The sequence below is a fragment of the Deferrivibrio essentukiensis genome (assembly GCF_020480685.1).
Lineage (GTDB): Bacteria > Chrysiogenota > Deferribacteres > Deferribacterales > Deferrivibrionaceae > Deferrivibrio > Deferrivibrio essentukiensis.
This window is the reverse complement of sequence record NZ_JAJAFU010000018.1, coordinates 20,170-41,759: the sequence shown is the minus strand read 5'-3', so window position 1 is coordinate 41,759 and position 21,590 is coordinate 20,170. Positions and strand designations below refer to the sequence as shown.

Below are 21,590 nucleotides of genomic sequence, written 5' to 3'. Positions count from 1 at the left end.
GTGTCAACTGTTAGAGTTAATCCATTTAAGGATGAAAAAGGCCCAGTTTTCTTTGATGCCATAAGAATAAAAATCGCTTCTCCTGATAAGATTAGAAGCTGGTCTAATGGAGAGGTTACTAAACCTGAAACGATTAATTACAGGACATTCAAGCCTGAAAGGGATGGCTTGTTTTGTGCCAAAATATTTGGACCTGTAAAAGACTGGGAATGTCTTTGTGGGAAATATAAAAGGATGAAACACAGAGGCATTGTTTGTGAAAAATGTGGTGTTGAGGTAATCCAGTCTAAAGTTAGAAGAGAGAGGATGGGGCATATAGAGCTTGCTTCACCTGTTGTGCATATATGGTTTTTTAAAGGTAGCCCAAGTAGGATAGGTGCTGTCTTAGATTTAAATATCAAAGATATTGAGAGAGTGACATATTTTGAATCATATATAGTAATTGACCCTAAATCTACACCTCTCAAAGAAAGGGAACTTTTAAGTGAAGAAAGGTATAGAAAGCTTGTTGAAGAGTATGGCCCAAATGCTTTTGTTGCGAAGATGGGTGCAGAGGCCATTAAAGAACTTATAAAGAAAGTAGATATAGACTTGACAATTTTGGAGCTTAAAACTGAGCTTAAGGAAACTAATAGTGTTCAAAAGAAACTCAAAATTGCAAAAAGGCTAAGAGTTTTAGAATCGTTCAGGAGAAGTGGTAACAAGCCTGAATGGATGGTTTTGGATGTGATTCCGGTAATTCCACCTGAGCTTAGACCTCTTGTCCCTCTTGACGGAGGAAGGTTTGCTACAAGTGATTTAAATGATTTATATAGAAGGGTTATTAATAGAAATAACCGTCTTAGAAAACTGATTGAGTTGAATGCTCCTGAAATTATTATTAGAAATGAAAAAAGGATGCTTCAAGAGTCAGTGGACGCACTTTTTGATAATGGAAGGCGTGGAAGGGTTATTAGAGGTTCAAATAAGCGTCCACTTAAATCATTAAGTGATATGATTAAAGGTAAGCAGGGTAGATTCAGACAAAACCTTCTCGGTAAAAGGGTTGACTATTCAGGTCGTTCTGTAATTGTCGCCGGTCCTACCCTTGAGATGCATCAGTGCGGTATCCCTAAGCTTATGGCTCTGGAGCTTTTCAAGCCTTTTATTTATTACAAGCTTGAAAAAGAAAAAGGGATAGCAACTACAATTAAACAAGCCAAAAGAATGGTTGAAGAGCAGAGACCAGAAGTGTGGGATGTTTTGGAAGAGGTTATTCAAGAGCATCCGGTATTGCTAAACAGGGCGCCTACTCTTCACAGGTTAGGTATCCAGGCATTTGAGCCTAAACTTATAGAAGGTAAAGCTATACAGCTACACCCACTTGTTTGTCCTGCATTTAATGCTGACTTTGATGGGGACCAGATGGCTGTTCACGTGCCTCTTTCTGTGGAAGCTCAACTTGAGGCAAGGACTTTGATGCTTTCTGCATATAATATTTTGTCACCTGCAAACGGTAAACCATTAGCGGTACCTACTCAGGATATGGTTCTTGGAATTTACTATCTCACCAGAGGTATGAAAAATGCCAAAGGATGTGGTAAAACTTACGCAAGCCCTGAGGAAGTTATCATAGCGTACGATCAAGGGCAACTTGATTTACATGCTGAGATTAAGGTTAGGATTAATGGTAAAATTTATGATACCGTAACTGGTAGAGTTATTCTCTTTAACCATGTTCCTGAAGGTGTAGAGTTTGATAAGATAAATCAGATTCTCGGTAAAAAAGATTTGGTTAAGCTGGTAGAATATATTTATAATAAACTCGGTAATTATCAGACAGTTAAATTTCTTGATAGTATTAAGAATTTAGGGTTCAGTTATGCAGCTAAGGCAGGTTTCTCAATATGTATTGATGACCTTGTAATCCCTGCAGAAAAAACAAAAATTATTGAAGAGGCAACAAAGGCAGTAAGGGATATAGAAGAACACTACAGGGAAGGTGCTTTAACTGCAGGTGAAAGATACAACCAGATAATTGATATATGGTCAAAGGCTAATGATACCATCACTGACTACCTGATGAAAGGTCTTGAGAGCATGGGTGGTGATAAGAGTGCTACTAATAAAAGGGATAAGTATTATAATCCTATTTATGTGATGGCTCACTCCGGTGCAAGGGGTAGTAAGGCTCAGATTAGTCAGCTTGCCGGTATGAGGGGTTTGATGGCTAAGCCTTCCGGTGAGATTATTGAAACTCCGATTACTGCAAATTTTAGAGATGGACTAACAGTTTTGCAGTACTTTATTTCTACTCACGGTGCAAGGAAAGGTCTTGCAGATACTGCTCTTAAAACTGCAAATGCCGGTTACTTGACCAGAAGGTTAGTCGATGTAGCTCAAGACGTTATTATATCGGCAGAGGACTGTGGAACAATCAAAGGCGTTGAAATAACAGCACTTTTGGAAGGTACAGATGTAATAGAAAGTCTTGGTGAAAGGATCTACGGTAGGTACGCTCTTGAAGATATTTATGACCCAATTACTGATGAGCTTTTGGTAGAGGCAAATACTCTACTTTTAGAGGATGAAGTTAAAAAGATTGAAAAAGCCGGTATCGATAGAGTAAAAGTTCGTTCAGTTCTTACTTGTGAAATGGAGTATGGAGTTTGTAAGCACTGTTATGGTTTAGATTTATCAACAAAAAGGGAAATAGAAACAGGTGAAGCTGTAGGTATTATGGCTGCACAGTCAATTGGTGAGCCTGGTACTCAGCTCACAATGAGAACATTCCACATTGGTGGTGCTGCTTCAGCTACTGCTGAAGAGTCAAGCCTTATTGCCAAACTTGGCGGTGTGGCAAAGTTTGAAGAAGTAAAATATGTAAAGAATAGACTTGGACAAAATGTCGTTCTTAACAGGAATGGTGTTCTTAAAATTGTAGATAAAGATGGCAGATCTATTGAAAAATATAATATTTCATACGGTACAAAGCTGCTTGTAGAAGATGGGCAGGAAATTAAGCAGGGTACCATTTTGGCAGAATGGGATCCTTATGCTGCTGTGATAATGACAGAATATCAGGGTAAAGTTGCCTTTGGTGATATTATTGAGGGTGAAACACTTAAAGAAGATATCGACCCTATTACAGGACTTGCTCAAAAAGTAATTATTAGCAATACGAGAGATAAAAAGCAGCCACGTGTATCAATTAAGGATGAAAGCAATAAAACTGTTCAAAGGTATATACTTCCTGTTGGAGCTATTATTACGGTTGAAGAGGGAGCTGAAGTTTACCCTGGTGATATTATAGCAAAAATTCCAATGGAGACACAAAAAACCAAAGATATTACAGTAGGTCTTCCTCGTGTTGCTGAGTTATTTGAAGCCAGAAAACCGAAAGAGCCAGCTGTCATTGCAGAAATTGACGGTGTGGTTTCGATAGAAAATACAGCCAGAGGTATTAGAAAAGTTACTATAGTAAATGAGGAAACAGGGGACAAGAAAAGTTACAATATTTCTGTTCAGAAATATATCAATGTTCGTGACGGGGATAGAGTTAAAGCAGGTGAAGCCCTTGTTGATGGACTTGTTAATCCTCATGACATTTTGAGTATTTTGGGTGAAGATGAATTGCAAAAGTACCTTGTAAATGAAATTCAGGAAGTTTACAAAAAGCAGGGTGTATCTATTAATGACAAACATATAGAAGTAATTGTTAGACAGATGCTTAAAAAAGTAATTATAGAAGAGGTTGGAGATTCTGACTTTATGCCTAATGAAGAAGTGTATAAATCAGAGTTTATTAAAGTACAGCAGAAGATAATTGCTGAAGGTGGTATCCCTCCAAAAGGTAGACCAATTTTGCAGGGTATAACAAAGGCTGCACTTAATACTGAAAGCTTTATCTCCGCTGCAAGTTTCCAGGAAACAACAAGGATTCTTACTGATGCGGCATGTACCGGAAAGATAGACCACTTAAGGGGCCTTAAGGAAAATGTGATTATGGGTAAGCTCATTCCTGCCGGTACGGGGACCGACAGAATCCAATCTGAAAAATTCAGATTTCTGAAAAATAGTTAACAATTCAGGGGGGCAACCCCCTTTTTTTGACAAAATAAAAACTTGACATGTAATAAAAGCGCTGATAATATCTGATGCTCATTTTGGAGAGTATTGTTTTGTACTTTTATATAAATTTGGAGGTGCTAGGTGCCAACGTTGAACCAACTTGTTAGGAAAGGTAGAGCTGTGGTGGAGAGTAAAACAAAATCGCCTGCTCTTAAGGAAAATCCTCAGAAAAGAGGTGTTTGTGTTAGGGTATATACTACCACACCAAAGAAACCAAACTCTGCTCTTAGGAAAGTTGCCAGGGTAAGGTTAACAAATGGAGTAGAGGTTACTGCATATATTCCTGGAATCGGACACAATTTGCAGGAACACTCTGTTGTATTGGTGAGAGGTGGTAGGGTAAAAGACTTACCTGGTGTTCGTTATAAGATTATTCGTGGAACGCTTGATGCTGGCGGGGTACAGAATAGGAAAAAAAGTCGCTCTAAATACGGGGCTAAAAGACCAAAGTAGGAGAAATAAGATATGGCTAGAAGAAGAGTAGCTAAAAAAAGAGAGGTTTTGCCTGATCCTTTATATGGAGAGGTTTTAGTGACAAAATTTATCAACTCTCTTATGTATGACGGCAAGAAATCTGTTGCAGAGAAAATATTCTATTCTGCACTTGAGATTATTAAGAATAAGACTCAGGAAGAAGGTATTGAAGTATTTAAGAAAGCTATTGATAATGTTAAGCCGCTTCTTGAAGTTAAATCAAGAAGAGTTGGTGGTGCAACTTATCAGGTGCCAATTGAGGTAAGGGCTGATAGAAAGCAGGCTCTTGCAATTAGATGGATTATCAATGCATCTAGGGCTAGAAAAGAGAAGACTATGGATGAAAGGCTTGCTGGCGAATTTATGGATGCCGCAGCTAATAAAGGTGCATCTGTTAAGAAGAGAGAAGATACTCATAAGATGGCTGAAGCTAACAAGGCTTTTGCACATTTTAGGTGGTAATTTAAGGAGGAATAAGTGGCAAGAAAGTACCCACTTGACAAGCAGCGCAATATTGGGATTATGGCCCATATTGATGCTGGAAAAACGACAACTACAGAGAGAATTTTATATTATACAGGTGTAAATTATAAGATTGGTGAAGTCCATGACGGTGCAGCCACTATGGACTGGATGGAGCAGGAGAAGGAAAGAGGGATTACTATTACTTCTGCGACTACACAGTGCTTTTGGAATAATCATAGGATAAACATCATTGATACTCCGGGGCACGTTGACTTTACAATTGAGGTTGAGAGATCGCTTAAGGTATTGGACGGTGCCGTTGCAGTATTTTGTGCTGTTGGCGGTGTTGAGCCTCAGTCTGAGACAGTTTGGCGTCAAGCTGACAAGTATCATGTTCCTCGAATTGCTTTTATAAATAAAATGGATAGAGTTGGTGCTGATTTTTATAATGTTGTTGAAATGATGAGAGATAGGCTTGGTGCCAGACCTCTTCCTATTCAGCTTCCTTGGGGTGCTGAGGATTCCTTTGAGGGTGTAATTGATCTTGTTAAGATGAAAGCAATTTCTTGGAAGGGTGACCAATTAGGTGCAAAATTTGAATATGTTGATATTCCTGCTGAATTAGCTGAGAAGGCAGAAGAGTATAGAAAAAATCTTATTGAAACTGTTTGTGAGGCAGATGAAGCTCTTATGGAAAAATATTTCGAAGGTGAAGAGCTTACTGAAGAGGAGATTAAAGCAGGATTAAGAAAAGGTACTATAAATTTGATGTTTAACCCTGTGCTTTGTGGTACGGCATTTAAAAATAAAGGTGTACAACCGCTACTTGATGCAGTGGTTGATTATATGCCATCACCTCTTGATGTGCCTGCAATAAAAGGTGTCAATCCGATAACTGGCGAAGAAGAGGTTAGAGAGTCTGATGATGATGCACCATTTGCTGCATTAGCGTTTAAAATTTTGACAGACCCTTATATGGGGCAGTTAACTTACTTTAGGGTGTATTCGGGCCATCTTGAAGCAGGAAGCTATGTTTTGAATTCAACTAAAGATAAAAAAGAAAGAGTTGGTCGTCTGCTTAAGATGCATGCTAATAAAAGGGAAGAGATTAAAGAGATTTATGCGGGTGATATTTGTGCGACGGTAGGTTTAAAATATACTACTACCGGTGATACTTTGTGTGCTGAAGATAAACCCGTAATTCTCGAGTCTATGGAATTCCCTGACCCTGTTATATCTGTTGCTATCGAGCCTAAGACAAAAGCTGACCAGGAAAAACTTTCCAGTGCACTTAACAAATTGGCTCAGGAAGACCCTTCTTTCAGAGTTAAGGTTGATGAGGAAACAGGTCAGACAATTATTTCTGGTATGGGTGAGCTTCACCTTGAGATTATTGTTGATAGACTTGTAAGAGAGTTTAAAGTAGAGGCGAATGTTGGTAATCCGCAGGTTGCCTACCGTGAAGCGATTAAGAAGAAAGTAAATCAAGAAGGTAAATATATTAAGCAATCAGGTGGTCGTGGTCAGTACGGCCATGTTTGGCTTGAGGTTGAGCCACTTGAAGCTGGGAAAGGTTTTGAGTTTGTCAACAAAATCGTGGGTGGTACTATTCCTAAGGAATATATACCTGCTGTTGAAAAGGGTGTACAAGAAGCGTGTGAAAGCGGTGTGTTAGCCGGTTTCCCTGTTGTTGATGTTAAAGTTACGCTTTATGACGGTTCTTACCACGAAGTTGACTCTTCTGAAATGGCTTTTAAGATTGCCGGTTCGATGTGTTTTAAAGAGGCAATGAGGAAGGCAAATCCTGTGCTTTTGGAGCCTATTATGAAAGTTGAAGTTGTTGTCCCAGATGAGTATATGGGGGACGTTATGGGTGACTTGAGCTCAAGAAGAGGAAGAATTGAAGGTATGGAAGCTCGCGGTAATGCTCAGGTTGTCAGATGTAATGTTCCTTTGAAAGAGATGTTTGGATATGCAACAGTTTTAAGATCTCTTACTCAGGGTAGAGCTACTTATACAATGATATTTGATCATTATGAGGAAGTACCAACAAATATTGCTGAAGAAATAATAAAGAGTAAAGGTTAGAGTTAGGAGGAAATTATGGCAAAGCAGAAGTTCGAAAGGAAGAAACCTCACGTTAATGTAGGAACGATAGGTCACGTTGACCATGGTAAGACTACATTGACAGCAGCTATTACCTCAGTTTTGGCACATAAGGGTTTGGCTGAGTTTGTAGATTATGGTAATATTGACAAGGCTCCTGAGGAGCGTGAGAGAGGTATTACTATTGCTACAGCGCATGTTGAGTATGAGAGTGAGAAGCGTCACTATGCACACGTAGACTGTCCTGGTCACGCTGACTATGTAAAGAACATGATTACAGGTGCAGCGCAGATGGACGGAGCTATATTGGTAGTAAGTGCAGCAGATGGTCCTATGCCACAGACAAGAGAGCATATACTTTTGGCACGTCAGGTAGGAGTTCCTTATATTGTAGTATTTATGAACAAAGTAGATATGGTAGATGATGAGGAGCTTTTAGAGCTTGTCGAGCTTGAGATTAGGGACTTATTGAGTACATATGAGTTTCCTGGAGATGATATACCAATTATCAAAGGTAGTGCATTGAAGGCGTTGGAGAATCCAACAGATGAGAAGTGGGCTGGAGCGATTCTTGAGCTTGTTCAGGCATTGGATGATTATGTACCTGAGCCACAGAGAGATATTGATAAGCCTTTCTTGATGCCGATAGAGGATGTTTTCAGTATATCAGGTAGAGGAACAGTTGTAACAGGTAGAGTTGAGAAGGGTGTAGTTAAGGTTGGAGATGAAGTAGAGATAGTAGGTATTAAGGAGACTCAGAAGACGGTAGTAACTGGTGTAGAGATGTTCCGTAAGATACTTGATGAAGGTGTAGCAGGGGATAATGTTGGTGTACTTCTTAGAGGAATTAAGAAGGATGAGGTAGAGCGTGGTCAGGTATTGGCTAAGCCTGGTAGCATTACACCGCATAGAAGATTTAAGTGTGAGGCATATATATTGACTAAGGAAGAAGGTGGTCGTCATACGCCATTTTTCAGTGGATACAGACCACAGTTTTACTTCAGGACGACAGATGTAACTGGAGTAGTTACATTGCCTGAGGGAGTAGAGATGGTAATGCCTGGAGATAATATAAGCTGTGAAGTTAATTTGATACAGCCGATAGCAATGGATCAGGGATTACGCTTTGCGATTCGTGAAGGTGGTAGAACAGTTGGTGCTGGCGTAGTTACTGAAATAATAGAATAACAGAGGGTATGATGAGCAGCCAGAAAATTCGCATTAAGCTCAAAGGCTATGATTATAAAATATTGGATAAAGCCGTAAGAGATATAGTTAATACAGCAAAAAGGACCGGTGCAAAAGTCATCGGTCCTATCCCCCTCCCTACAAGGATTGAGAAATTTACAATAATTAAATCTCCCCATGTAGATAAGGATGGTAGGGAACAGTTTGAGATTAGAACACACAAAAGATTAGTGGATATTTTTGAACACAATCCGCAGACGATAGATGCACTAATGAAACTTGAGTTGTCTGCAGGTGTGGATGTAGAAATAAAATTATAAGGTAGGGCTTGAAGATGTTTAAAGGGATAATTGGAAAAAAGGTTGGAATGACCCAGATATTTATGTCCGATGGGACTGTAATCCCGGTTACAGTAGTTGAGGCAGGCCCTTGTGTAGTGGTTCAGAAAAAAACAGTTGAGACTGACGGCTATAATGCTTTGCAACTTGGTTTTGGCAAAATATTAAAGGCTAAAAAAGTCAATAAGCCTATGGCTGGCCATTTTAAGAAAAATAACCTTGAGTTCTTTAAATTTTTAAAAGAATTCAGAACAGACAATGTCGGAGAATTTGAAGTTGGCCAGGAGATAAAAGTAGATATTTTTACTGAAGGTGAACTTGTTGATGTACAGGGTGTAAGTATTGGTAAAGGATTTCAGGGCGTTATAAAAAGACACGGCTTTGCCGGAGGTCCTGCTTCTCACGGTTCTGATTTCCACAGAGCACCTGGTTCAATTGGTATGTGTGAGTTTCCGGGCGAGACCCTTAAGGGCAAAAAGATGCCTGGAAGAATGGGCAATAAAACTGTTACTACACAAGGATTAAAGATTGCCAAAGTAATGGCAGATAAAAACGTGCTGCTTATTAAAGGATCTGTACCAGGACATAAGAATGGTATTATCTATATAAAGAAAAGCACAAAATCTAATAATTAAGGATAGAGGTAGTCATGGCTCTTGTAGAATTGAAAAACCTAAAGAATGAGAAGGTTGGAGAGATTGAAATTAATGATGCTATAATCTCTTACCCTGTAAAGCCTTGGCTTATGCATGAAGTAGTTGTAAAGCAACTTGCTGACAAAAGAGCAGGTACTCATGCGACAAAAAATAGAGCTAAAATTACAGGTGGTGGAAGAAAACCTTGGAAGCAGAAAGGTACTGGTAGGGCTCGTGCTGGTTCGATAAGATCCCCTTTATGGAGAGGTGGTGCGACTATTTTTGGTCCACAACCAAGAGATTATTCGATCAGTATGCCTAAGAAAAAGATGAGAAATGCATTAAAATCAGCTTTCAGGGCAAAGATTGAGGATGGTAGTATTGAATTTTTGGAATCTTTGGTTGTGGAAACAGGTAAAACCAAAGAAGCAGCACAAGTATTAAAAAATTTTGGTGCAGACAGAAGAGTCCTTTTAGTATTTGATGAATTGGAAGATTCATCAATTAGAGCTTTTAGGAATATTCCTAAAGTAAAACTTTTACATCTTGATGGAATTAATGTTTATGATCTTATTAATGCAGACAAAATATTTATCCTCCAGAGCTGCTTGCCAAAATTAACGGAGGTATTGTCCAAATGATAACTATTTATGATGTTATAAAAAAACCACTAATAACTGAAAAAGCTATCGATCTTAAGGAAAAGCTTAATCATGTTGTGTTTGCAGTTGATAAAAGAGCTAATAAGCATCTTATTAAAACTGCTGTAGAAAAACTTTTTGATGTTAAAGTGAAAGAAGTAAGAACTATGAACTTTAAAGGTAAAACAAAAAGATTTGGTTTGGTAGTTGGAAAACGTAACGACTGGAAAAAAGCTATAGTCGTTCTTGAAAATGACCAGAAACTTGAGTTTGTTTAGAGAGGAAAAATATGGGTATAAAGAGCTATAAACCAACTTCAGCTGGTGTTAGGTTTAGAACAGGTGACGACTATAAAGATGTTACCACAGATAAACCTTTTAAACCGCTAACTACCAGCCTAAAGAAGAAGAGCGGTAGAAATAATTATGGTAGAATTACTGTCAGACACCAAGGTGGCGGGCATAAAAAACTCTACAGGATTATAGATTTTAAAAGGGATAAAGAAAATATCCCAGCTAAAGTCAGAACAATAGAATATGATCCAAACAGAAGTGCAAGAATTGCTCTTTTGGCTTATGCAGATGGCGAGTATAGATACATTATCGCACCTATCGGACTAAAAGTCGGCGATACTGTATTGGCAGGTTCTGAAGCTGATATTAAACCTGGCAACTCATTGCAATTAAAAGATATCCCTGTTGGTACTATTGTTCACAATGTTGAAATGAGACCTGGAAAAGGTGGACAATTGGCGAGATCAGCAGGAACTTACTCTCAGCTTCTTTCAAAAGAAGGGACTTATTGCCACTTAAGGCTACCATCTGGAGAAATCAGACTTGTACTTGCTGAGTGCAAAGCTACTATTGGACAGGTAAGTAATCCTGAGCATGAAAATATCAAAATAGGTAAGGCAGGTCGGGCACGCTGGTTAGGTATTAGACCTACTGTAAGAGGGGTTGCAATGAACCCAATTGATCACCCACATGGTGGTGGTGAAGGTAGGACAAGTGGTGGTAGACATCCTGTTTCTCCATGGGGTATGCCAACCAAAGGTTACAAAACCAGAAAGAAGAATAAGCCTTCTAATAAATATATCGTTACAAAGCGTAAGTAAGGGGGTAAAAAGTGCCTAGATCGCTAAAAAAAGGACCTTTTATAGATGACCATCTGCAAAAGAAGGTTGATAAAGCAGTTGAAACAGGTGATAAAAAGGTTATAAAAACTTGGTCACGTAGAAGTACTGTAACACCTCAAATGGTAGGACTTACTTTTGCAGTGCATAACGGACATAAATTTATACCGGTTTATGTAACAGAAAATATGGTTGGACATAAACTTGGGGAATTTGCCCTTACCAGAACATTTAAAGGGCATAAAAAAGACGATAAGAAAGTAAAAGGTAGGTAGAGGTAAATCATGATTGCTACAGCAATAGGAAAATATATGAGAGTTTCTCCGCGAAAAGCTAGGCCTGTTGCTGATTTAGTCAGAGGCAAAAATGTTGAAGAAGCCATGAATATTTTGAAGTTTTCTCCAAAAAAGGCTTCTAAGATGATTGCAGCTGTAATTAAGTCAGCCATAGCAAATGCGGAAGAAAACCAAAACTACAGAGACATAAGCAAGCTTAAGGTATCTGAAATTAAGATTGATAATGGACCTTTCTTGAAAAGATACACGCCTCGTGCATATGGGAGAGCTACCCCAATTAAAAAAAGAACCAGCCATATTACTGTGGTTTTAGCTGAATAGTGGAGGTGAAATAGTGGGTCAGAAAGTACATCCTACCGGGGTAAGGTTAGGAATAAATAAATATTGGAAATCAGTTTGGTTTGCGAATAAGAAAGAGTATGCTGCTAACTTGATGGAAGACCTCAAAATCAGAAAATATTTGAAAGATAAACTAAAATTGGCTGGTATATCTGAAATTAATATTGAGAGAATGGGGTCCAAAATTAAAATTACTTTGAATACAAGCAGACCAGGGATAGTGATTGGTAAGAAAGGTGCAGAGATTGAAAAGTTGAAAGGTGAGCTTAAAAAGCTTACTAAAGCAGATGTGCACCTTGGTATTAAAGAGGTTAAGAAACCTGAAATAGATGCTCAGTTAATTGCAGAAAATATAGCATTGCAGCTTGAGAGAAGGGTGGCTTTCAGAAGAGCTATGAAAAAAGCTGTTTTACAAGCTATCAAATCAGGTGCACAGGGGATTAAGATAGCTGTTGCGGGAAGATTGGCTGGTGCTGATATGGCAAGGACTGAGTGGTATATTAAAGGTAGAGTACCTCTTCAGACTCTTAGAGCTGACATAGATTACGGCTTTGCTGAAGCCCTTACTACCTATGGCTTGACAGGTATAAAAGTATGGGTATTTAAAGGCGAGATTATCGAAGATAAGAATAAAAATTTAGAGGTAGAATAAGATGTTAATGCCATCTAGAATGAAATATAGAAAGCAGTTCAAGGGCAGAATTAAAGGGAAGGCCACCAAAGGGAATACTCTTGCTTTTGGTGAATACGGAATTGTTGCTCTTGAGCATGGCAAGATAACAAGTAGGCAGATAGAAGCAGCCAGGATTGCTATTAACAGATACCTTAAAAGGGGCGGTAAGGTATATATCAGGATTTTCCCTCATAAGCCTATTACTGCAAAACCTGCTGAAACTCGTCAGGGTAAAGGTAAGGGTGCTGTTGAGTTTTATGTAGCTCCTGTAAAAATGGGAACAATTCTTTACGAAGTGAAGGGTGTAAGTGAGGAATTGGCAAGGGAAGCTATCAGGCTTGCAATCCACAAACTGCCTATTAAGTGTAAGTTTGTAAAAAAAGAAGACACCTTGGTTGAGGAGCAATAGATATGAAAGCTGCAGAACTTAGAAATATGTCGGTTGAAGAACTTAATGCCAAACACGGCGAGCTAAAAGAAAACCTTTTCAGGCTAAAGTTCAAGATGACAACAGGTGATTTGGAAGACGTTTCACAAATTAATAAGACTAAGAAGGATATAGCAAGGATCCTCACAATAATTAATGAAAAACGTGCAGAGGGATAAGATGGAAAGAAACTATCGCAAAGTTAGGCGCGGTGTTGTTGTTAGCAACAAAATGGACAAAACTGTTGTTGTTAAAGTTGAAACGCTTAAATTACATAAAAAGTATCACAAATTTATCAAGCGCAGTAAAAAATTTATGGCTCATGATGAGGCAAATGAGCTGAGGCCGGGAGATGTGGTTGAGATTATGGAAACTAGGCCTCTTAGTAAGCATAAGCGCTGGAGAGTGGTTAAATTAATTGAGCGTCCAGTTGGCGATGCTGGAAATTAATTTTAGGGAGAATAGCTATGATTCAGATTCAAAGTAGATTGAAAGTTGCGGATAACTCCGGTGCAAAAGAGATTATGTGTATAAAAGTGCTGGGTGGCTCTAAGAAAAAGTATGGCTCAATTGGTGATGTGATCGTTGCCAGTGTTAAGTCAGCTATCCCTGACAGTAATATTAAGAAAGGTGCTGTAGTAAAAGCTGTGATTGTGAGAACTAAAAAAGAAAAGCGTCGTGCTGATGGAACTTATATAAAGTTTGATGATAACGCTGCTGTAATTTTAAATAAAAACCTTGAACCTGTTGGAACAAGGGTGTTTGGACCAGTAGCCAGAGATCTTAGAGCGAAAGGCTTTTTGAAAATAGTCTCCATGGCACCCGAAGTTCTTTAGGAGGTAATGGATGCTTAGAAAATATAAGCTTAAAAAAGATGACCCAATTATTGTTATTAGTGGGAAAGAGAAAGGCAAGACATCCAAGGTTCTTAAAATTGATAGAACAAAGGATAAAGTTTTTGCTGAAGGTTTAAATATAGTGAAAAGGCATGTTAAACCTAATCAACTTAATCCTGAAGGCGGAATAGTTGAGAAAGAGATGCCAATACATATTTCAAACGTAATGTACTATTGTAAAAAGTGTGACAAAGGTGTAAGGCTTGGTTACAAGGTCTTGGAATCAGGTAACAAACAAAGATTCTGCAAGTCATGCGGAGAAATAATTGATAAAGATTAATAGAGAGGAACAGATATGTCAGTATTGAATGAAAAATATAAAAAAGAGGTTGTTCCTTACTTAATGGAAAAATTCAAGTATAAGAACATAATGGAAGTACCTAAAATTGAGAAAGTTGTTCTTAATATGGGAGTTGGTGAAGCTACAAGTAACTCCAAAGTTCTTGAATTTGCATTGAGGGATATGGAACTTATTGCCGGGCAAAAACCGGTAGTGACCAAAGCAAAAAAGTCCATAGCTGGTTTTAAGCTTAGAGAAGGTATGCCTATAGGCTGCAAAGTTACCCTTAGGAAAGAAAGATGCTATGAATTTTTAAACAGATTGTTTAATATTGCACTTGCTAGGGTAAGAGACTTTGCCGGAGTTAACCCAAACTCTTTTGACGGCAGAGGTAATTATGCTTTTGGCATTAAAGAGCAGATTGTTTTCCCTGAAATCGATTATGATAAGATTGATAAGATTAGAGGCTTTGATGTTATCATTACGACTACAGCTAAGACTGATGAGGAAGCAAGAGAGCTATTAAAGGCTTTAGGAATGCCTTTTGCTAACAATTAGGAGGACTAAGTGGCTACTACTGCAAAGAATAATCACGCTTTGAAAGAAAAGAAATTTAAGGTTAGAGAATATAATAGGTGCCCAATCTGCGGAAGGCCAAGATCTTTTATAAGAAGATTTAATATGTGCAGATTGTGCTTTAGAAAATTAGCCCATGAAGGAATGATTCCAGGGCTTAGAAAATCCAGCTGGTAATAGTTGGATATCGATTACCTTAGAGAAAAAAGGAGAAAAAAATGGTAATGACTGATCCTATCGCAGATATGCTCAGCAGAATCAGGAATGCTGTGCAGGTTAATTTTCAGGAAGTATTAATCCCATATTCAAAAATGAAAGAAGGGATTGCTTCAATTTTGAAAGACCAAGGTTATATCAAGAATTACAGAGTTGTTGAAGACGGTACAAAAAAGAATATCGTTATTTATTTGAAGTATACTGATACAGGTGAATCTGTAATTAGAGGACTTAAAAAAATCAGTAAACCTGGTAGAAGAGTGTATACTAAGTCAAAAAATCTTGACACAGTTTTGGGTGGACTTGGAACTGGAATAGTTTCTACATCTAAGGGTCTTTTAACTGTTAAGCAATGCCAAATCGAAAAGGTCGGCGGCGAATATATTTGTCAAGTATGGTAATTGGAGATTTAAAATGTCAAGAATAGGAAAAGTTCCAGTTAATATACCGGCTGGTGTAGAAGTTAAGGTAGATGACGAAAAGATTATAGTGAAGGGACCAAAGGGTGAACTTCAGCAAAAACTACATAATAAAATATCTGTAGCTGTTGATGGTAATCAAGTAGTTGTAAGCAAAAAAGATGAATCTCAGCTTGCAAGGTCACTTTATGGACTTTACAGAACTTTAATATATAACATGGTAGAAGGCGTTTTAAAAGGTTATGAGAAAAAGTTGGAAATAGTTGGTGTAGGTTACAGGGCTGCCTTAAAGGGTAAAGATTTAGATCTCTCTCTTGGATTTTCTCATCCAGTTATTGTTTCCCCACCTGAAGGTATCGAGTTTGCAGTAGAGGGCCAGCAGAAGATTGTTGTCAGAGGGATTGACAAACAATTGGTAGGTCAGGTTGCTGCTGATATTAGGAAGATAAGAAAGCCTGAGCCATACAAGGGCAAAGGTGTTCGTTATGAAGGGGAAAGAATAGTAAGAAAAGCCGGTAAGACCGGTAAAAAGTAAGAGAGGTGAGATGTGGCTAAGATAGATAAAAATGCTGCCAGAAAGAAGAGACATTTTAGAATTAGGAAGAAAATTTCTGGTACTGCTGAAAGACCGAGATTGAATGTATTTAAAAGTAATAAATATTTTTATGCCCAGGTAATTGATGATACTACTGGTAATACAATTGTTTCAGCTAGTTCATTAGAAAAAGAATTGAAATCAGTTTGTAATTCTCACTGTAATATTGAAACAGCTAAAAAAGTAGGTGAGCTTATTGCAAAAAGGGCTAAAGAAAAAGGATTAGCTTCTGTAGTGTTTGACAGAGGCGGTTATATTTACCATGGGAAAATAAAGGCTTTTGCTGATTCGGCCAGAGAAGCCGGATTAGAATTTTAATATGGAGGCTTAAATTGAGTACAGCAGAAAATCAATTAGTAGATAAGGTAGTCCATATAGGAAGAGTTACAAAGGTTGTAAAGGGTGGTAGAATTTTCAGATTCACTGCTATAGTTGTTGTAGGTGACTATAACGGAAGAGTTGGAATTGGACATGGTAAAGCAAGAGAAGTGCCCGATGCAATTAGAAAAGCTCTTGAAATGGCTAAGAAGAACATAGTAGAAGTTCCTGTTTCAAAAGGGACAATTCCTCATAAAGTCATTGGTAAATTTGGTGCAGCTGAATTGGTAATGAAGCCTGCCGCACCTGGTACAGGTATTATTGCTGGTGGTGCAGCAAGGCCATTGTTTGAACTTGCTGGTGTTCAAAATATTCTTGCAAAGTCAACAAGAAGTAGAAACCCACATAATGTTCTTTACGCAGTTATGGATGGTTTTAAAAAGATTAGAACAGTAAGTGAAATTGCCTCTGCAAGAGGAAAAACTATTCAAGAAGTTATTAGATAAGGGGTAGAAGATATGAAGATACATGATTTAAAACCTGCTCCAGGCTCGAAGAAAAATAAGAAGAGAGTTGGTCGAGGAAGTGGAAGTGGACTTGGTACTACTGCTGGAAAAGGGCATAAAGGTCAAAAAGCAAGATCTGGCGGTGGAGTCAAGCCGGGATTTGAGGGTGGACAGATGCCTCTTGCTAGAAGAATTCCAAAAAGGGGATTTAATAATAAGAAGTTTGCTGCTGTGTATGAAATAGTCAACCTTGGTAATATAGAACAGAAATTTAATAATGGTGAAACTGTAAGTTTGGAAACACTTGTTGAAAGGAATCTTATCAAAGGGAATAAGGGTGGTGTAAAGGTTCTTGCCGAGGGCGAATTTACCAAAAAACTTACATTTGTGGTTGATAAGATTTCTGAGTCAGCTGCAGCAAAAATTAAAGAACTAGGCGGAGAGATAAAATAACATCCGGAGATTCTAATGTTTAAAAAATTAGAAGATATATTTTCATTACCAGAGCTAAGAAAGAGAATAGTCTTTACAGTTCTTATGTTGATTGTTTACAGAATTGGTACACACGTACCGACACCTGGCATAGATTCCGATGCGCTCGCACAATTTTTTGCGAGACAGTCTGGGAATATGCTTGGATTTTTTGATATGTTTACTGGTGGGGCATTAAGCAGGCTAACTGTTTTTGGGCTTGGTATAATGCCCTATATTTCTGCATCGATTATTATGGAACTTTTAAGTGTAGTAGTTCCTCATCTATCTGAACTAAAAAAACAAGGAACAGAAGGTAGGAATAAGATTACAAAATATACTAGATATGGGACAGTCCTTATATGTGCTATTCAGGCGCTTGGAATCTCTATTGGGCTTGAATCCATGACCTCACCAGTTGGGTCTCCTATAGTCATGTTTCCAGGATGGGGTTTTAGGTTTGTTACAACAATAACTCTAACAGCTGGAACGATTTTTTTAATGTGGTTGGGTGAAAAGATTACCGAGAAAGGGTTAAGCAATGGTATCTCTTTGATAATATTTACTGGTATTGTAGCTGCAATGCCAACAGCTGTAATTAACACCTTTAGGGTTTTGAAGACTGGAGAATTACAAATTATCACTGTTGTTGTTGTTATTATAATTGCACTTGCAGTGACCGCAGGAATAGTTTATATGGAGATTGCTTCACGTAGATTGCCGATTCAATATGTTCGAAAAGGCGGACTGGGCGGAAGACAAAGTGTAGGTAATTCGTACCTGCCTCTAAAATTGAACACTGCTAATGTTATTCCGATTATTTTTGCGGCTTCAATTATGTCTTTTCCAAGTATGCTCTCCTCATTTTCTCAAAGCAGTGTTTTAGGTAAAATAGGCTACTATTTTTCCCCGAGTTCAGTACTTTATTATGTATTGTATGTAGTGCTGATAGTATTTTTTACTTATTTTTACACTTCAATAATTTTTAATCCAAAAGATATAGCTGATAATATTCAAAAAAGTGGTGGGGTCATTCCTGGGAAACGTCCCGGGGAGGCAACTGCTCAGTTTATTGACTATACTTTGTCAAGATTAACATTTATTGGTGCAATTTATCTGTCTGCTGTTGCGATATTACCTCAGCTAATTATTAATAACTTCAATGTTCCATTTTATTTTGGTGGAACAAGCCTTCTTATTGTCATTGGAGTTGGCATGGATGTGATGAATAAGGTAGAGTCACATTTGATAACTCATAATTATGATGGCTTTCTAAAGAAGGGAAGAATTAAGGGTAGGGGTTACGTATGATTAATATGATTTTTCTTGGACCTCCAGGGGCTGGTAAAGGAACTCAGTCAGCAAATATTATAAGAGATTTTAATATTGTACAGATTTCCACTGGGGACATTTTAAGGGCCGCCGTAAAAGAAGGGACAGAATTTGGTTTAATGGCGAAAAAATACATGGATGAAGGTAAACTTGTCCCTGATGATGTCATAATCGGTATTGTAAAGGATAGACTTCAGGCTGATGACTGCAAAAACGGATTTATTCTTGATGGCTTTCCAAGGACAATCCCTCAGGCAATTGCTCTTGACAGTATGCTTAAGGATAGTCTGAATACTGAAATTACTCATATAATAAGCTTAGAAGTGCCTGACGAAGATATTCTTGAAAGACTCACCGGTAGAAGAACATGTGAAAATTGTAAAAAGGGTTTTCATATTAAATTTGCTCCCTCAGCAAAAGGTGATGTTTGTGATGAATGTGGCGGTAAACTCATTCAGCGTGACGATGACAAGGAAGAAACAATAAAAAAGAGGTTGAATGTATATCACGAACAGACTTCTATGTTGAAAGATTACTATAAAAATTCTGGTAAACTTAGTATAATTGATGGTACCGGTGAACCAGATGAAATATATACTAAGATTAAAGGGATTTTATCTTAATGGTAGAACTTAAAAGCAAAGCTGAAATTGAAAGAATGAGAAAAGCTTGCGGGATTGTAAGAGAAGTATTGGAAAAAGTAGAAAAAGAGATAAAACCAGGTATAACAACGAAAAGTATTGACATTCTCGCAGAAAATATTATAGTTTCACGTTCTGCGAGGCCTTCGTTTAAAAATTACAGAGGGTATCCAGCTTCAATATGTGCCTCTGTTAATGAAGTGGTTGTACATGGAATACCGTCCGACTATGTATTGAAGGACGGTGATATTATAAGTGTTGATGTTGGTGCTTATATTGATGGTTTTCATGGGGATGCTGCCAGGACATTTTTAGTTGGTGAGTGCAGTGAAGTTGCTAAGAAGTTAGTTGACGTGACTAGGGAGAGTTTTTTCAAAGGAATTGAGTTTGCGAAGCATATGTTTAGACTTTCTGATATTTCCCATGCAATACAAAAATATGTTGAAGAAAACGGATTTGAAGTTATACGGGACTACTATGGTCACGGTATAGGTAGGGAGCTGCATGAAGATCCTACTATACCAAACTATGGAAAACCGAACCGCGGCATTAGGCTTAGGCCTGGTATGGTTTTAGCAATAGAACCTATGGTTGTGGAGAAACGCTATACGGTAAAAACCCTCGAAGACGGCTGGACCGTTGTCACTGAAGATGGTGGTTTGGCAGCACATTATGAGAATACTGTGGCAATCACAACCAATGGACCTGAAATTTTAACATTATAAGGTAAGGTAAATGGGGAAAAGGGATGATGTAATTGAAGTCGAAGGTAAAGTGTTAGAGGCTTTACCTAATGCAATGTTTAAAGTGGCGCTGGAGAATGGGCATATTATTCTGGCACATCTATCCGGGAAAATGCGCATGCATTTTATAAGGATATTACCGGGAGATAAGGTTACTGTTGAGATTTCCCCCTACGATTTAACTAAAGGTAGGATAACTTACAGGCATAAGTAAAAGAGGTGGTAATATGAAGGTTAGAGCAAGTGTTAAACCTATATGTAGCAAGTGTAAGGTTATAAAAAGAAATGGAATCATTAGGGTTATCTGCGAAAACCCAAGACATAAGCAAAGACAGGGTTAAGGAGGAAATTTGTGGCTCGTATTGCAGGTGTAGACGTACCTAATAACAAAAAGATTGAAATAGGTCTTACCTATATCTTTGGCATCGGCCGTAGCACGGCGAGAAAGATTATTGATGTGACCGGCGTAGATGAAAATAAAAGAATCGGTGATCTTACTCAGCAGGAAATTTCAGAAATCAGGAAATTCATTGATGAAAATCTTAAGGTAGAAGGTGACCTTAGGAAAGATGTATCTCTTAATATTAAACGATTAATGGAGATAAATTGCTATAGAGGGCAGAGACATAAAAATAGTCTGCCATGTAGAGGTCAAAAGACACGTAGCAATGCAAGGACAAGACGTGGACTTGCTGGAAAGCGCGGTATTAAAAAGAAGTAGCGGTAATTTGGAGGAAAGATGGCTAGACCAAGAAAGAAAAAAGAAAAAAGAAATGTGCCAAAAGGTATAGCACATATTCAATCTACGTTTAATAATACTATAGTTACTTTTACTGACATATACGGCAATGCAGTTTGCTGGGCTGCAGGTGGTGGAGAGGGTTTTAAAAACTCACGTAAGTCAACCCCTTATGCAGCTCAACTTGCAGCTGAAAGTGCTGCTAAAAGGGCTCTTGACGCAGGTATGAGAGAGGTCGAGGTAAACGTAAAAGGACCGGGCGCTGGTAGAGAAAGTGCAGTTAGAGCCATTCAAGCAGCAGGTATAAAAATTACTCTGATAAGAGATTTGACACCTGTTCCACATAATGGTTGTAGACCAAGAAAGAAAAGAAGAGTTTAATGGAGGTTTACATTGGCTAGATATACAGGACCTGTTTGCAAACTTTGCAGACGTGAGGGCATGAAGCTATATTTAAAAGGTGATCGTTGTTTTAAAGATAAATGTGCTTTCGAGAAAAAAGGGTATCCACCCGGACAGCACGGGCAAGCCAGAAAGAAAATTAGTGATTATGGCTTGCAGTTGAGAGAAAAACAAAAAGTTAAGAGACTTTATGGTGTTTTAGAAACACAGTTTAGAAGGTACTTTGAAAAAGCTACTAGGATGCAAGGCATTACCGGTGAGAATCTTTTGCAACTTCTTGAAAGAAGACTTGATAATGTAGTTTACAGAAGTGGATTTGCTGGAAGTAGGAAAGAGGCAAGACAATTTGTAAGGCATAACCATTTTGAGGTTAATGGCAGAAGGGTAAATATACCGTCATTTATAGTAAAGCCTGGTGATGAAATAAAGGTAATTGAAAAGAGTAACGATGTTGAGAGGATTAAGAGTTGTCTTGAAACATCAGAAGGTAGAGGCGTACCAGAGTGGCTGAGCGTAGATAAAGATAATATGAAATCTGTTATCAATAGGCTGCCTGATAGAAATGACGTTAACTACGAAATACATGAACATCTTATAGTAGAGCTCTATTCTAAGTAATAGGCCCTTGGAGG

At 38.1% G+C, this 21,590-nt stretch carries 33 protein-coding genes; all 33 read left to right on the top strand.

Features of this window, described 5'->3' with window-relative positions; all coding sequences use genetic code 11:
* Entirely contained in the window at positions 1–4,062 is a 4,062-nt protein-coding gene (gene rpoC / locus LF845_RS09145) for a DNA-directed RNA polymerase subunit beta' (RefSeq protein WP_242820715.1), read from the top strand.
* A gap of 129 nt (positions 4,063–4,191) precedes the next feature.
* Positions 4,192–4,563: a 30S ribosomal protein S12 gene (gene rpsL, locus LF845_RS09140; protein ID WP_242820714.1), complete on the top strand. Its 372-nt coding sequence runs from the start codon at positions 4,192–4,194 to the stop codon at positions 4,561–4,563.
* A gap of 12 nt (positions 4,564–4,575) precedes the next feature.
* Positions 4,576–5,046, top strand: coding sequence for a 30S ribosomal protein S7 (gene rpsG / locus LF845_RS09135; protein ID WP_242820713.1), 471 nt, complete (start codon positions 4,576–4,578; stop codon positions 5,044–5,046).
* Between the two features lie 15 nt (positions 5,047–5,061).
* Positions 5,062–7,137 carry an elongation factor G gene (gene fusA, locus LF845_RS09130; protein ID WP_242820712.1) on the top strand — a complete coding sequence of 692 codons (2,076 nt, stop codon included), beginning with the start codon at positions 5,062–5,064 and terminating at the stop codon, positions 7,135–7,137.
* A 15-nt stretch (positions 7,138–7,152) separates the two neighbouring features.
* Positions 7,153–8,343 carry an elongation factor Tu gene (tuf, locus tag LF845_RS09125; protein ID WP_242820711.1) on the top strand — a complete coding sequence of 397 codons (1,191 nt, stop codon included), beginning with the start codon at positions 7,153–7,155 and terminating at the stop codon, positions 8,341–8,343.
* Positions 8,344–8,354: 11 nt separating this feature from the next.
* Positions 8,355–8,663 carry a 30S ribosomal protein S10 gene (gene rpsJ, locus LF845_RS09120; protein WP_242820710.1) on the top strand — a complete coding sequence of 103 codons (309 nt, stop codon included), beginning with the start codon at positions 8,355–8,357 and terminating at the stop codon, positions 8,661–8,663.
* A 14-nt stretch (positions 8,664–8,677) separates the two neighbouring features.
* Positions 8,678–9,316 (top strand): 50S ribosomal protein L3, encoded by a 639-nt coding sequence (rplC, locus tag LF845_RS09115; protein ID WP_242820709.1) that lies wholly within the window; start codon positions 8,678–8,680, stop codon positions 9,314–9,316.
* A 14-nt stretch (positions 9,317–9,330) separates the two neighbouring features.
* Positions 9,331–9,957: a 50S ribosomal protein L4 gene (rplD, locus tag LF845_RS09110; protein WP_242820708.1), complete on the top strand. Its 627-nt coding sequence runs from the start codon at positions 9,331–9,333 to the stop codon at positions 9,955–9,957.
* Positions 9,957–10,235, top strand: a complete 279-nt coding sequence (rplW, locus tag LF845_RS09105) for a 50S ribosomal protein L23 (protein WP_423220579.1) — start codon at positions 9,957–9,959, stop codon at positions 10,233–10,235. Before rplD ends, rplW begins: the two co-directional genes overlap by 1 nt.
* An 11-nt stretch (positions 10,236–10,246) precedes the next feature.
* Complete coding sequence (gene rplB, locus LF845_RS09100) at positions 10,247–11,071, top strand: 50S ribosomal protein L2 (RefSeq protein WP_242820706.1); 825 nt, start codon at positions 10,247–10,249, stop codon at positions 11,069–11,071.
* 11 nt (positions 11,072–11,082) lie between these two features.
* Entirely contained in the window at positions 11,083–11,364 is a 282-nt protein-coding gene (rpsS, locus tag LF845_RS09095; protein WP_242820705.1) for a 30S ribosomal protein S19, read from the top strand.
* A 9-nt stretch (positions 11,365–11,373) separates the two neighbouring features.
* Positions 11,374–11,706: a 50S ribosomal protein L22 gene (gene rplV / locus LF845_RS09090; RefSeq protein WP_242820704.1), complete on the top strand. Its 333-nt coding sequence runs from the start codon at positions 11,374–11,376 to the stop codon at positions 11,704–11,706.
* 13 nt (positions 11,707–11,719) lie between these two features.
* A complete protein-coding gene (gene rpsC, locus LF845_RS09085) occupies positions 11,720–12,376 on the top strand; it encodes a 30S ribosomal protein S3 (protein ID WP_242820703.1) in 657 nt (218 codons plus the stop codon).
* Position 12,377: 1 nt separating this feature from the next.
* A complete protein-coding gene (rplP, locus tag LF845_RS09080) occupies positions 12,378–12,806 on the top strand; it encodes a 50S ribosomal protein L16 (protein WP_242820702.1) in 429 nt (142 codons plus the stop codon).
* Positions 12,807–12,808: 2 nt separating this feature from the next.
* Positions 12,809–13,003, top strand: coding sequence for a 50S ribosomal protein L29 (gene rpmC / locus LF845_RS09075; RefSeq protein ID WP_242820701.1), 195 nt, complete (start codon positions 12,809–12,811; stop codon positions 13,001–13,003).
* Between the two features lies 1 nt (position 13,004).
* Positions 13,005–13,274, top strand: coding sequence for a 30S ribosomal protein S17 (gene rpsQ / locus LF845_RS09070; protein ID WP_242820700.1), 270 nt, complete (start codon positions 13,005–13,007; stop codon positions 13,272–13,274).
* Between the two features lie 17 nt (positions 13,275–13,291).
* A complete protein-coding gene (gene rplN, locus LF845_RS09065) occupies positions 13,292–13,660 on the top strand; it encodes a 50S ribosomal protein L14 (protein ID WP_242820699.1) in 369 nt (122 codons plus the stop codon).
* A gap of 10 nt (positions 13,661–13,670) precedes the next feature.
* On the top strand, positions 13,671–14,000 hold the full coding sequence (gene rplX / locus LF845_RS09060) for a 50S ribosomal protein L24 (protein ID WP_242820698.1): 330 nt from the start codon (positions 13,671–13,673) through the stop codon (positions 13,998–14,000).
* 15 nt (positions 14,001–14,015) lie between these two features.
* Complete coding sequence (rplE, locus tag LF845_RS09055) at positions 14,016–14,558, top strand: 50S ribosomal protein L5 (RefSeq protein ID WP_242820697.1); 543 nt, start codon at positions 14,016–14,018, stop codon at positions 14,556–14,558.
* Positions 14,559–14,567: 9 nt separating this feature from the next.
* Positions 14,568–14,753, top strand: coding sequence for a type Z 30S ribosomal protein S14 (locus LF845_RS09050; RefSeq protein WP_242820696.1), 186 nt, complete (start codon positions 14,568–14,570; stop codon positions 14,751–14,753).
* 41 nt (positions 14,754–14,794) lie between these two features.
* Positions 14,795–15,193 carry a 30S ribosomal protein S8 gene (gene rpsH, locus LF845_RS09045; RefSeq protein ID WP_242820695.1) on the top strand — a complete coding sequence of 133 codons (399 nt, stop codon included), beginning with the start codon at positions 14,795–14,797 and terminating at the stop codon, positions 15,191–15,193.
* 13 nt (positions 15,194–15,206) lie between these two features.
* Complete coding sequence (rplF, locus tag LF845_RS09040) at positions 15,207–15,746, top strand: 50S ribosomal protein L6 (protein WP_242820694.1); 540 nt, start codon at positions 15,207–15,209, stop codon at positions 15,744–15,746.
* Positions 15,747–15,758: 12 nt separating this feature from the next.
* Positions 15,759–16,124: a 50S ribosomal protein L18 gene (gene rplR / locus LF845_RS09035; protein WP_242820693.1), complete on the top strand. Its 366-nt coding sequence runs from the start codon at positions 15,759–15,761 to the stop codon at positions 16,122–16,124.
* Between the two features lie 14 nt (positions 16,125–16,138).
* The gene (gene rpsE, locus LF845_RS09030) at positions 16,139–16,630 is read left to right on the top strand and encodes a 30S ribosomal protein S5 (protein ID WP_242820692.1); all 492 of its coding nucleotides are present in this window, start codon (positions 16,139–16,141) and stop codon (positions 16,628–16,630) included.
* Between the two features lie 12 nt (positions 16,631–16,642).
* On the top strand, positions 16,643–17,083 hold the full coding sequence (gene rplO / locus LF845_RS09025) for a 50S ribosomal protein L15 (protein ID WP_242820691.1): 441 nt from the start codon (positions 16,643–16,645) through the stop codon (positions 17,081–17,083).
* Between the two features lie 15 nt (positions 17,084–17,098).
* Positions 17,099–18,412 (top strand): preprotein translocase subunit SecY, encoded by a 1,314-nt coding sequence (gene secY, locus LF845_RS09020; RefSeq protein ID WP_242820690.1) that lies wholly within the window; start codon positions 17,099–17,101, stop codon positions 18,410–18,412.
* Positions 18,409–19,056 (top strand): adenylate kinase, encoded by a 648-nt coding sequence (locus tag LF845_RS09015; RefSeq protein ID WP_242820689.1) that lies wholly within the window; start codon positions 18,409–18,411, stop codon positions 19,054–19,056. Before secY ends, LF845_RS09015 begins: the two co-directional genes overlap by 4 nt.
* The gene (gene map / locus LF845_RS09010; protein WP_242820688.1) at positions 19,056–19,799 is read left to right on the top strand and encodes a type I methionyl aminopeptidase; all 744 of its coding nucleotides are present in this window, start codon (positions 19,056–19,058) and stop codon (positions 19,797–19,799) included. The genes LF845_RS09015 and map overlap by 1 nt, the downstream gene beginning before the upstream one ends.
* 10 nt (positions 19,800–19,809) lie before the next feature.
* Positions 19,810–20,031, top strand: coding sequence for a translation initiation factor IF-1 (infA, locus tag LF845_RS09005; RefSeq protein WP_242820687.1), 222 nt, complete (start codon positions 19,810–19,812; stop codon positions 20,029–20,031).
* Between the two features lie 13 nt (positions 20,032–20,044).
* Positions 20,045–20,158, top strand: coding sequence for a 50S ribosomal protein L36 (rpmJ, locus tag LF845_RS09000; RefSeq protein WP_242820686.1), 114 nt, complete (start codon positions 20,045–20,047; stop codon positions 20,156–20,158).
* 11 nt (positions 20,159–20,169) lie between these two features.
* The gene (gene rpsM, locus LF845_RS08995) at positions 20,170–20,538 is read left to right on the top strand and encodes a 30S ribosomal protein S13 (protein WP_242820685.1); all 369 of its coding nucleotides are present in this window, start codon (positions 20,170–20,172) and stop codon (positions 20,536–20,538) included.
* Between the two features lie 18 nt (positions 20,539–20,556).
* Entirely contained in the window at positions 20,557–20,937 is a 381-nt protein-coding gene (gene rpsK / locus LF845_RS08990; protein ID WP_242820684.1) for a 30S ribosomal protein S11, read from the top strand.
* Positions 20,938–20,949: 12 nt separating this feature from the next.
* Entirely contained in the window at positions 20,950–21,576 is a 627-nt protein-coding gene (rpsD, locus tag LF845_RS08985; protein WP_242820683.1) for a 30S ribosomal protein S4, read from the top strand.
* Positions 21,577–21,590: the final 14 nt, after the last annotated feature.

Bases quoted from the DNA above. Each gene is read 5' to 3' on its own strand.
- rpsG (WP_242820713.1), top strand. From the start codon at position 4,576: ATGGCTAGAAGAAGAGTAGCTAAAAAAAGAGAGGTTTTGCCTGATCCT.
- tuf (WP_242820711.1), top strand. From the start codon at position 7,153: ATGGCAAAGCAGAAGTTCGAAAGGAAGAAACCTCACGTTAATGTAGGA.
- rpsJ (WP_242820710.1), top strand. From the start codon at position 8,355: ATGAGCAGCCAGAAAATTCGCATTAAGCTCAAAGGCTATGATTATAAA.
- rplC (WP_242820709.1), top strand. From the start codon at position 8,678: ATGTTTAAAGGGATAATTGGAAAAAAGGTTGGAATGACCCAGATATTT.
- rplD (WP_242820708.1), top strand. From the start codon at position 9,331: ATGGCTCTTGTAGAATTGAAAAACCTAAAGAATGAGAAGGTTGGAGAG.
- rplB (WP_242820706.1), top strand. From the start codon at position 10,247: ATGGGTATAAAGAGCTATAAACCAACTTCAGCTGGTGTTAGGTTTAGA.
- rplV (WP_242820704.1), top strand. From the start codon at position 11,374: ATGATTGCTACAGCAATAGGAAAATATATGAGAGTTTCTCCGCGAAAA.
- rplP (WP_242820702.1), top strand. From the start codon at position 12,378: ATGTTAATGCCATCTAGAATGAAATATAGAAAGCAGTTCAAGGGCAGA.
- rpmC (WP_242820701.1), top strand. From the start codon at position 12,809: ATGAAAGCTGCAGAACTTAGAAATATGTCGGTTGAAGAACTTAATGCC.
- rpsQ (WP_242820700.1), top strand. From the start codon at position 13,005: ATGGAAAGAAACTATCGCAAAGTTAGGCGCGGTGTTGTTGTTAGCAAC.
- rplN (WP_242820699.1), top strand. From the start codon at position 13,292: ATGATTCAGATTCAAAGTAGATTGAAAGTTGCGGATAACTCCGGTGCA.
- rplX (WP_242820698.1), top strand. From the start codon at position 13,671: ATGCTTAGAAAATATAAGCTTAAAAAAGATGACCCAATTATTGTTATT.
- rplE (WP_242820697.1), top strand. From the start codon at position 14,016: ATGTCAGTATTGAATGAAAAATATAAAAAAGAGGTTGTTCCTTACTTA.
- rpsH (WP_242820695.1), top strand. From the start codon at position 14,795: ATGGTAATGACTGATCCTATCGCAGATATGCTCAGCAGAATCAGGAAT.
- rplF (WP_242820694.1), top strand. From the start codon at position 15,207: ATGTCAAGAATAGGAAAAGTTCCAGTTAATATACCGGCTGGTGTAGAA.
- rplO (WP_242820691.1), top strand. From the start codon at position 16,643: ATGAAGATACATGATTTAAAACCTGCTCCAGGCTCGAAGAAAAATAAG.
- secY (WP_242820690.1), top strand. From the start codon at position 17,099: ATGTTTAAAAAATTAGAAGATATATTTTCATTACCAGAGCTAAGAAAG.
- LF845_RS09015 (WP_242820689.1), top strand. From the start codon at position 18,409: ATGATTAATATGATTTTTCTTGGACCTCCAGGGGCTGGTAAAGGAACT.
- map (WP_242820688.1), top strand. From the start codon at position 19,056: ATGGTAGAACTTAAAAGCAAAGCTGAAATTGAAAGAATGAGAAAAGCT.
- infA (WP_242820687.1), top strand. From the start codon at position 19,810: ATGGGGAAAAGGGATGATGTAATTGAAGTCGAAGGTAAAGTGTTAGAG.
- rpmJ (WP_242820686.1), top strand. From the start codon at position 20,045: ATGAAGGTTAGAGCAAGTGTTAAACCTATATGTAGCAAGTGTAAGGTT.
- rpsK (WP_242820684.1), top strand. From the start codon at position 20,557: ATGGCTAGACCAAGAAAGAAAAAAGAAAAAAGAAATGTGCCAAAAGGT.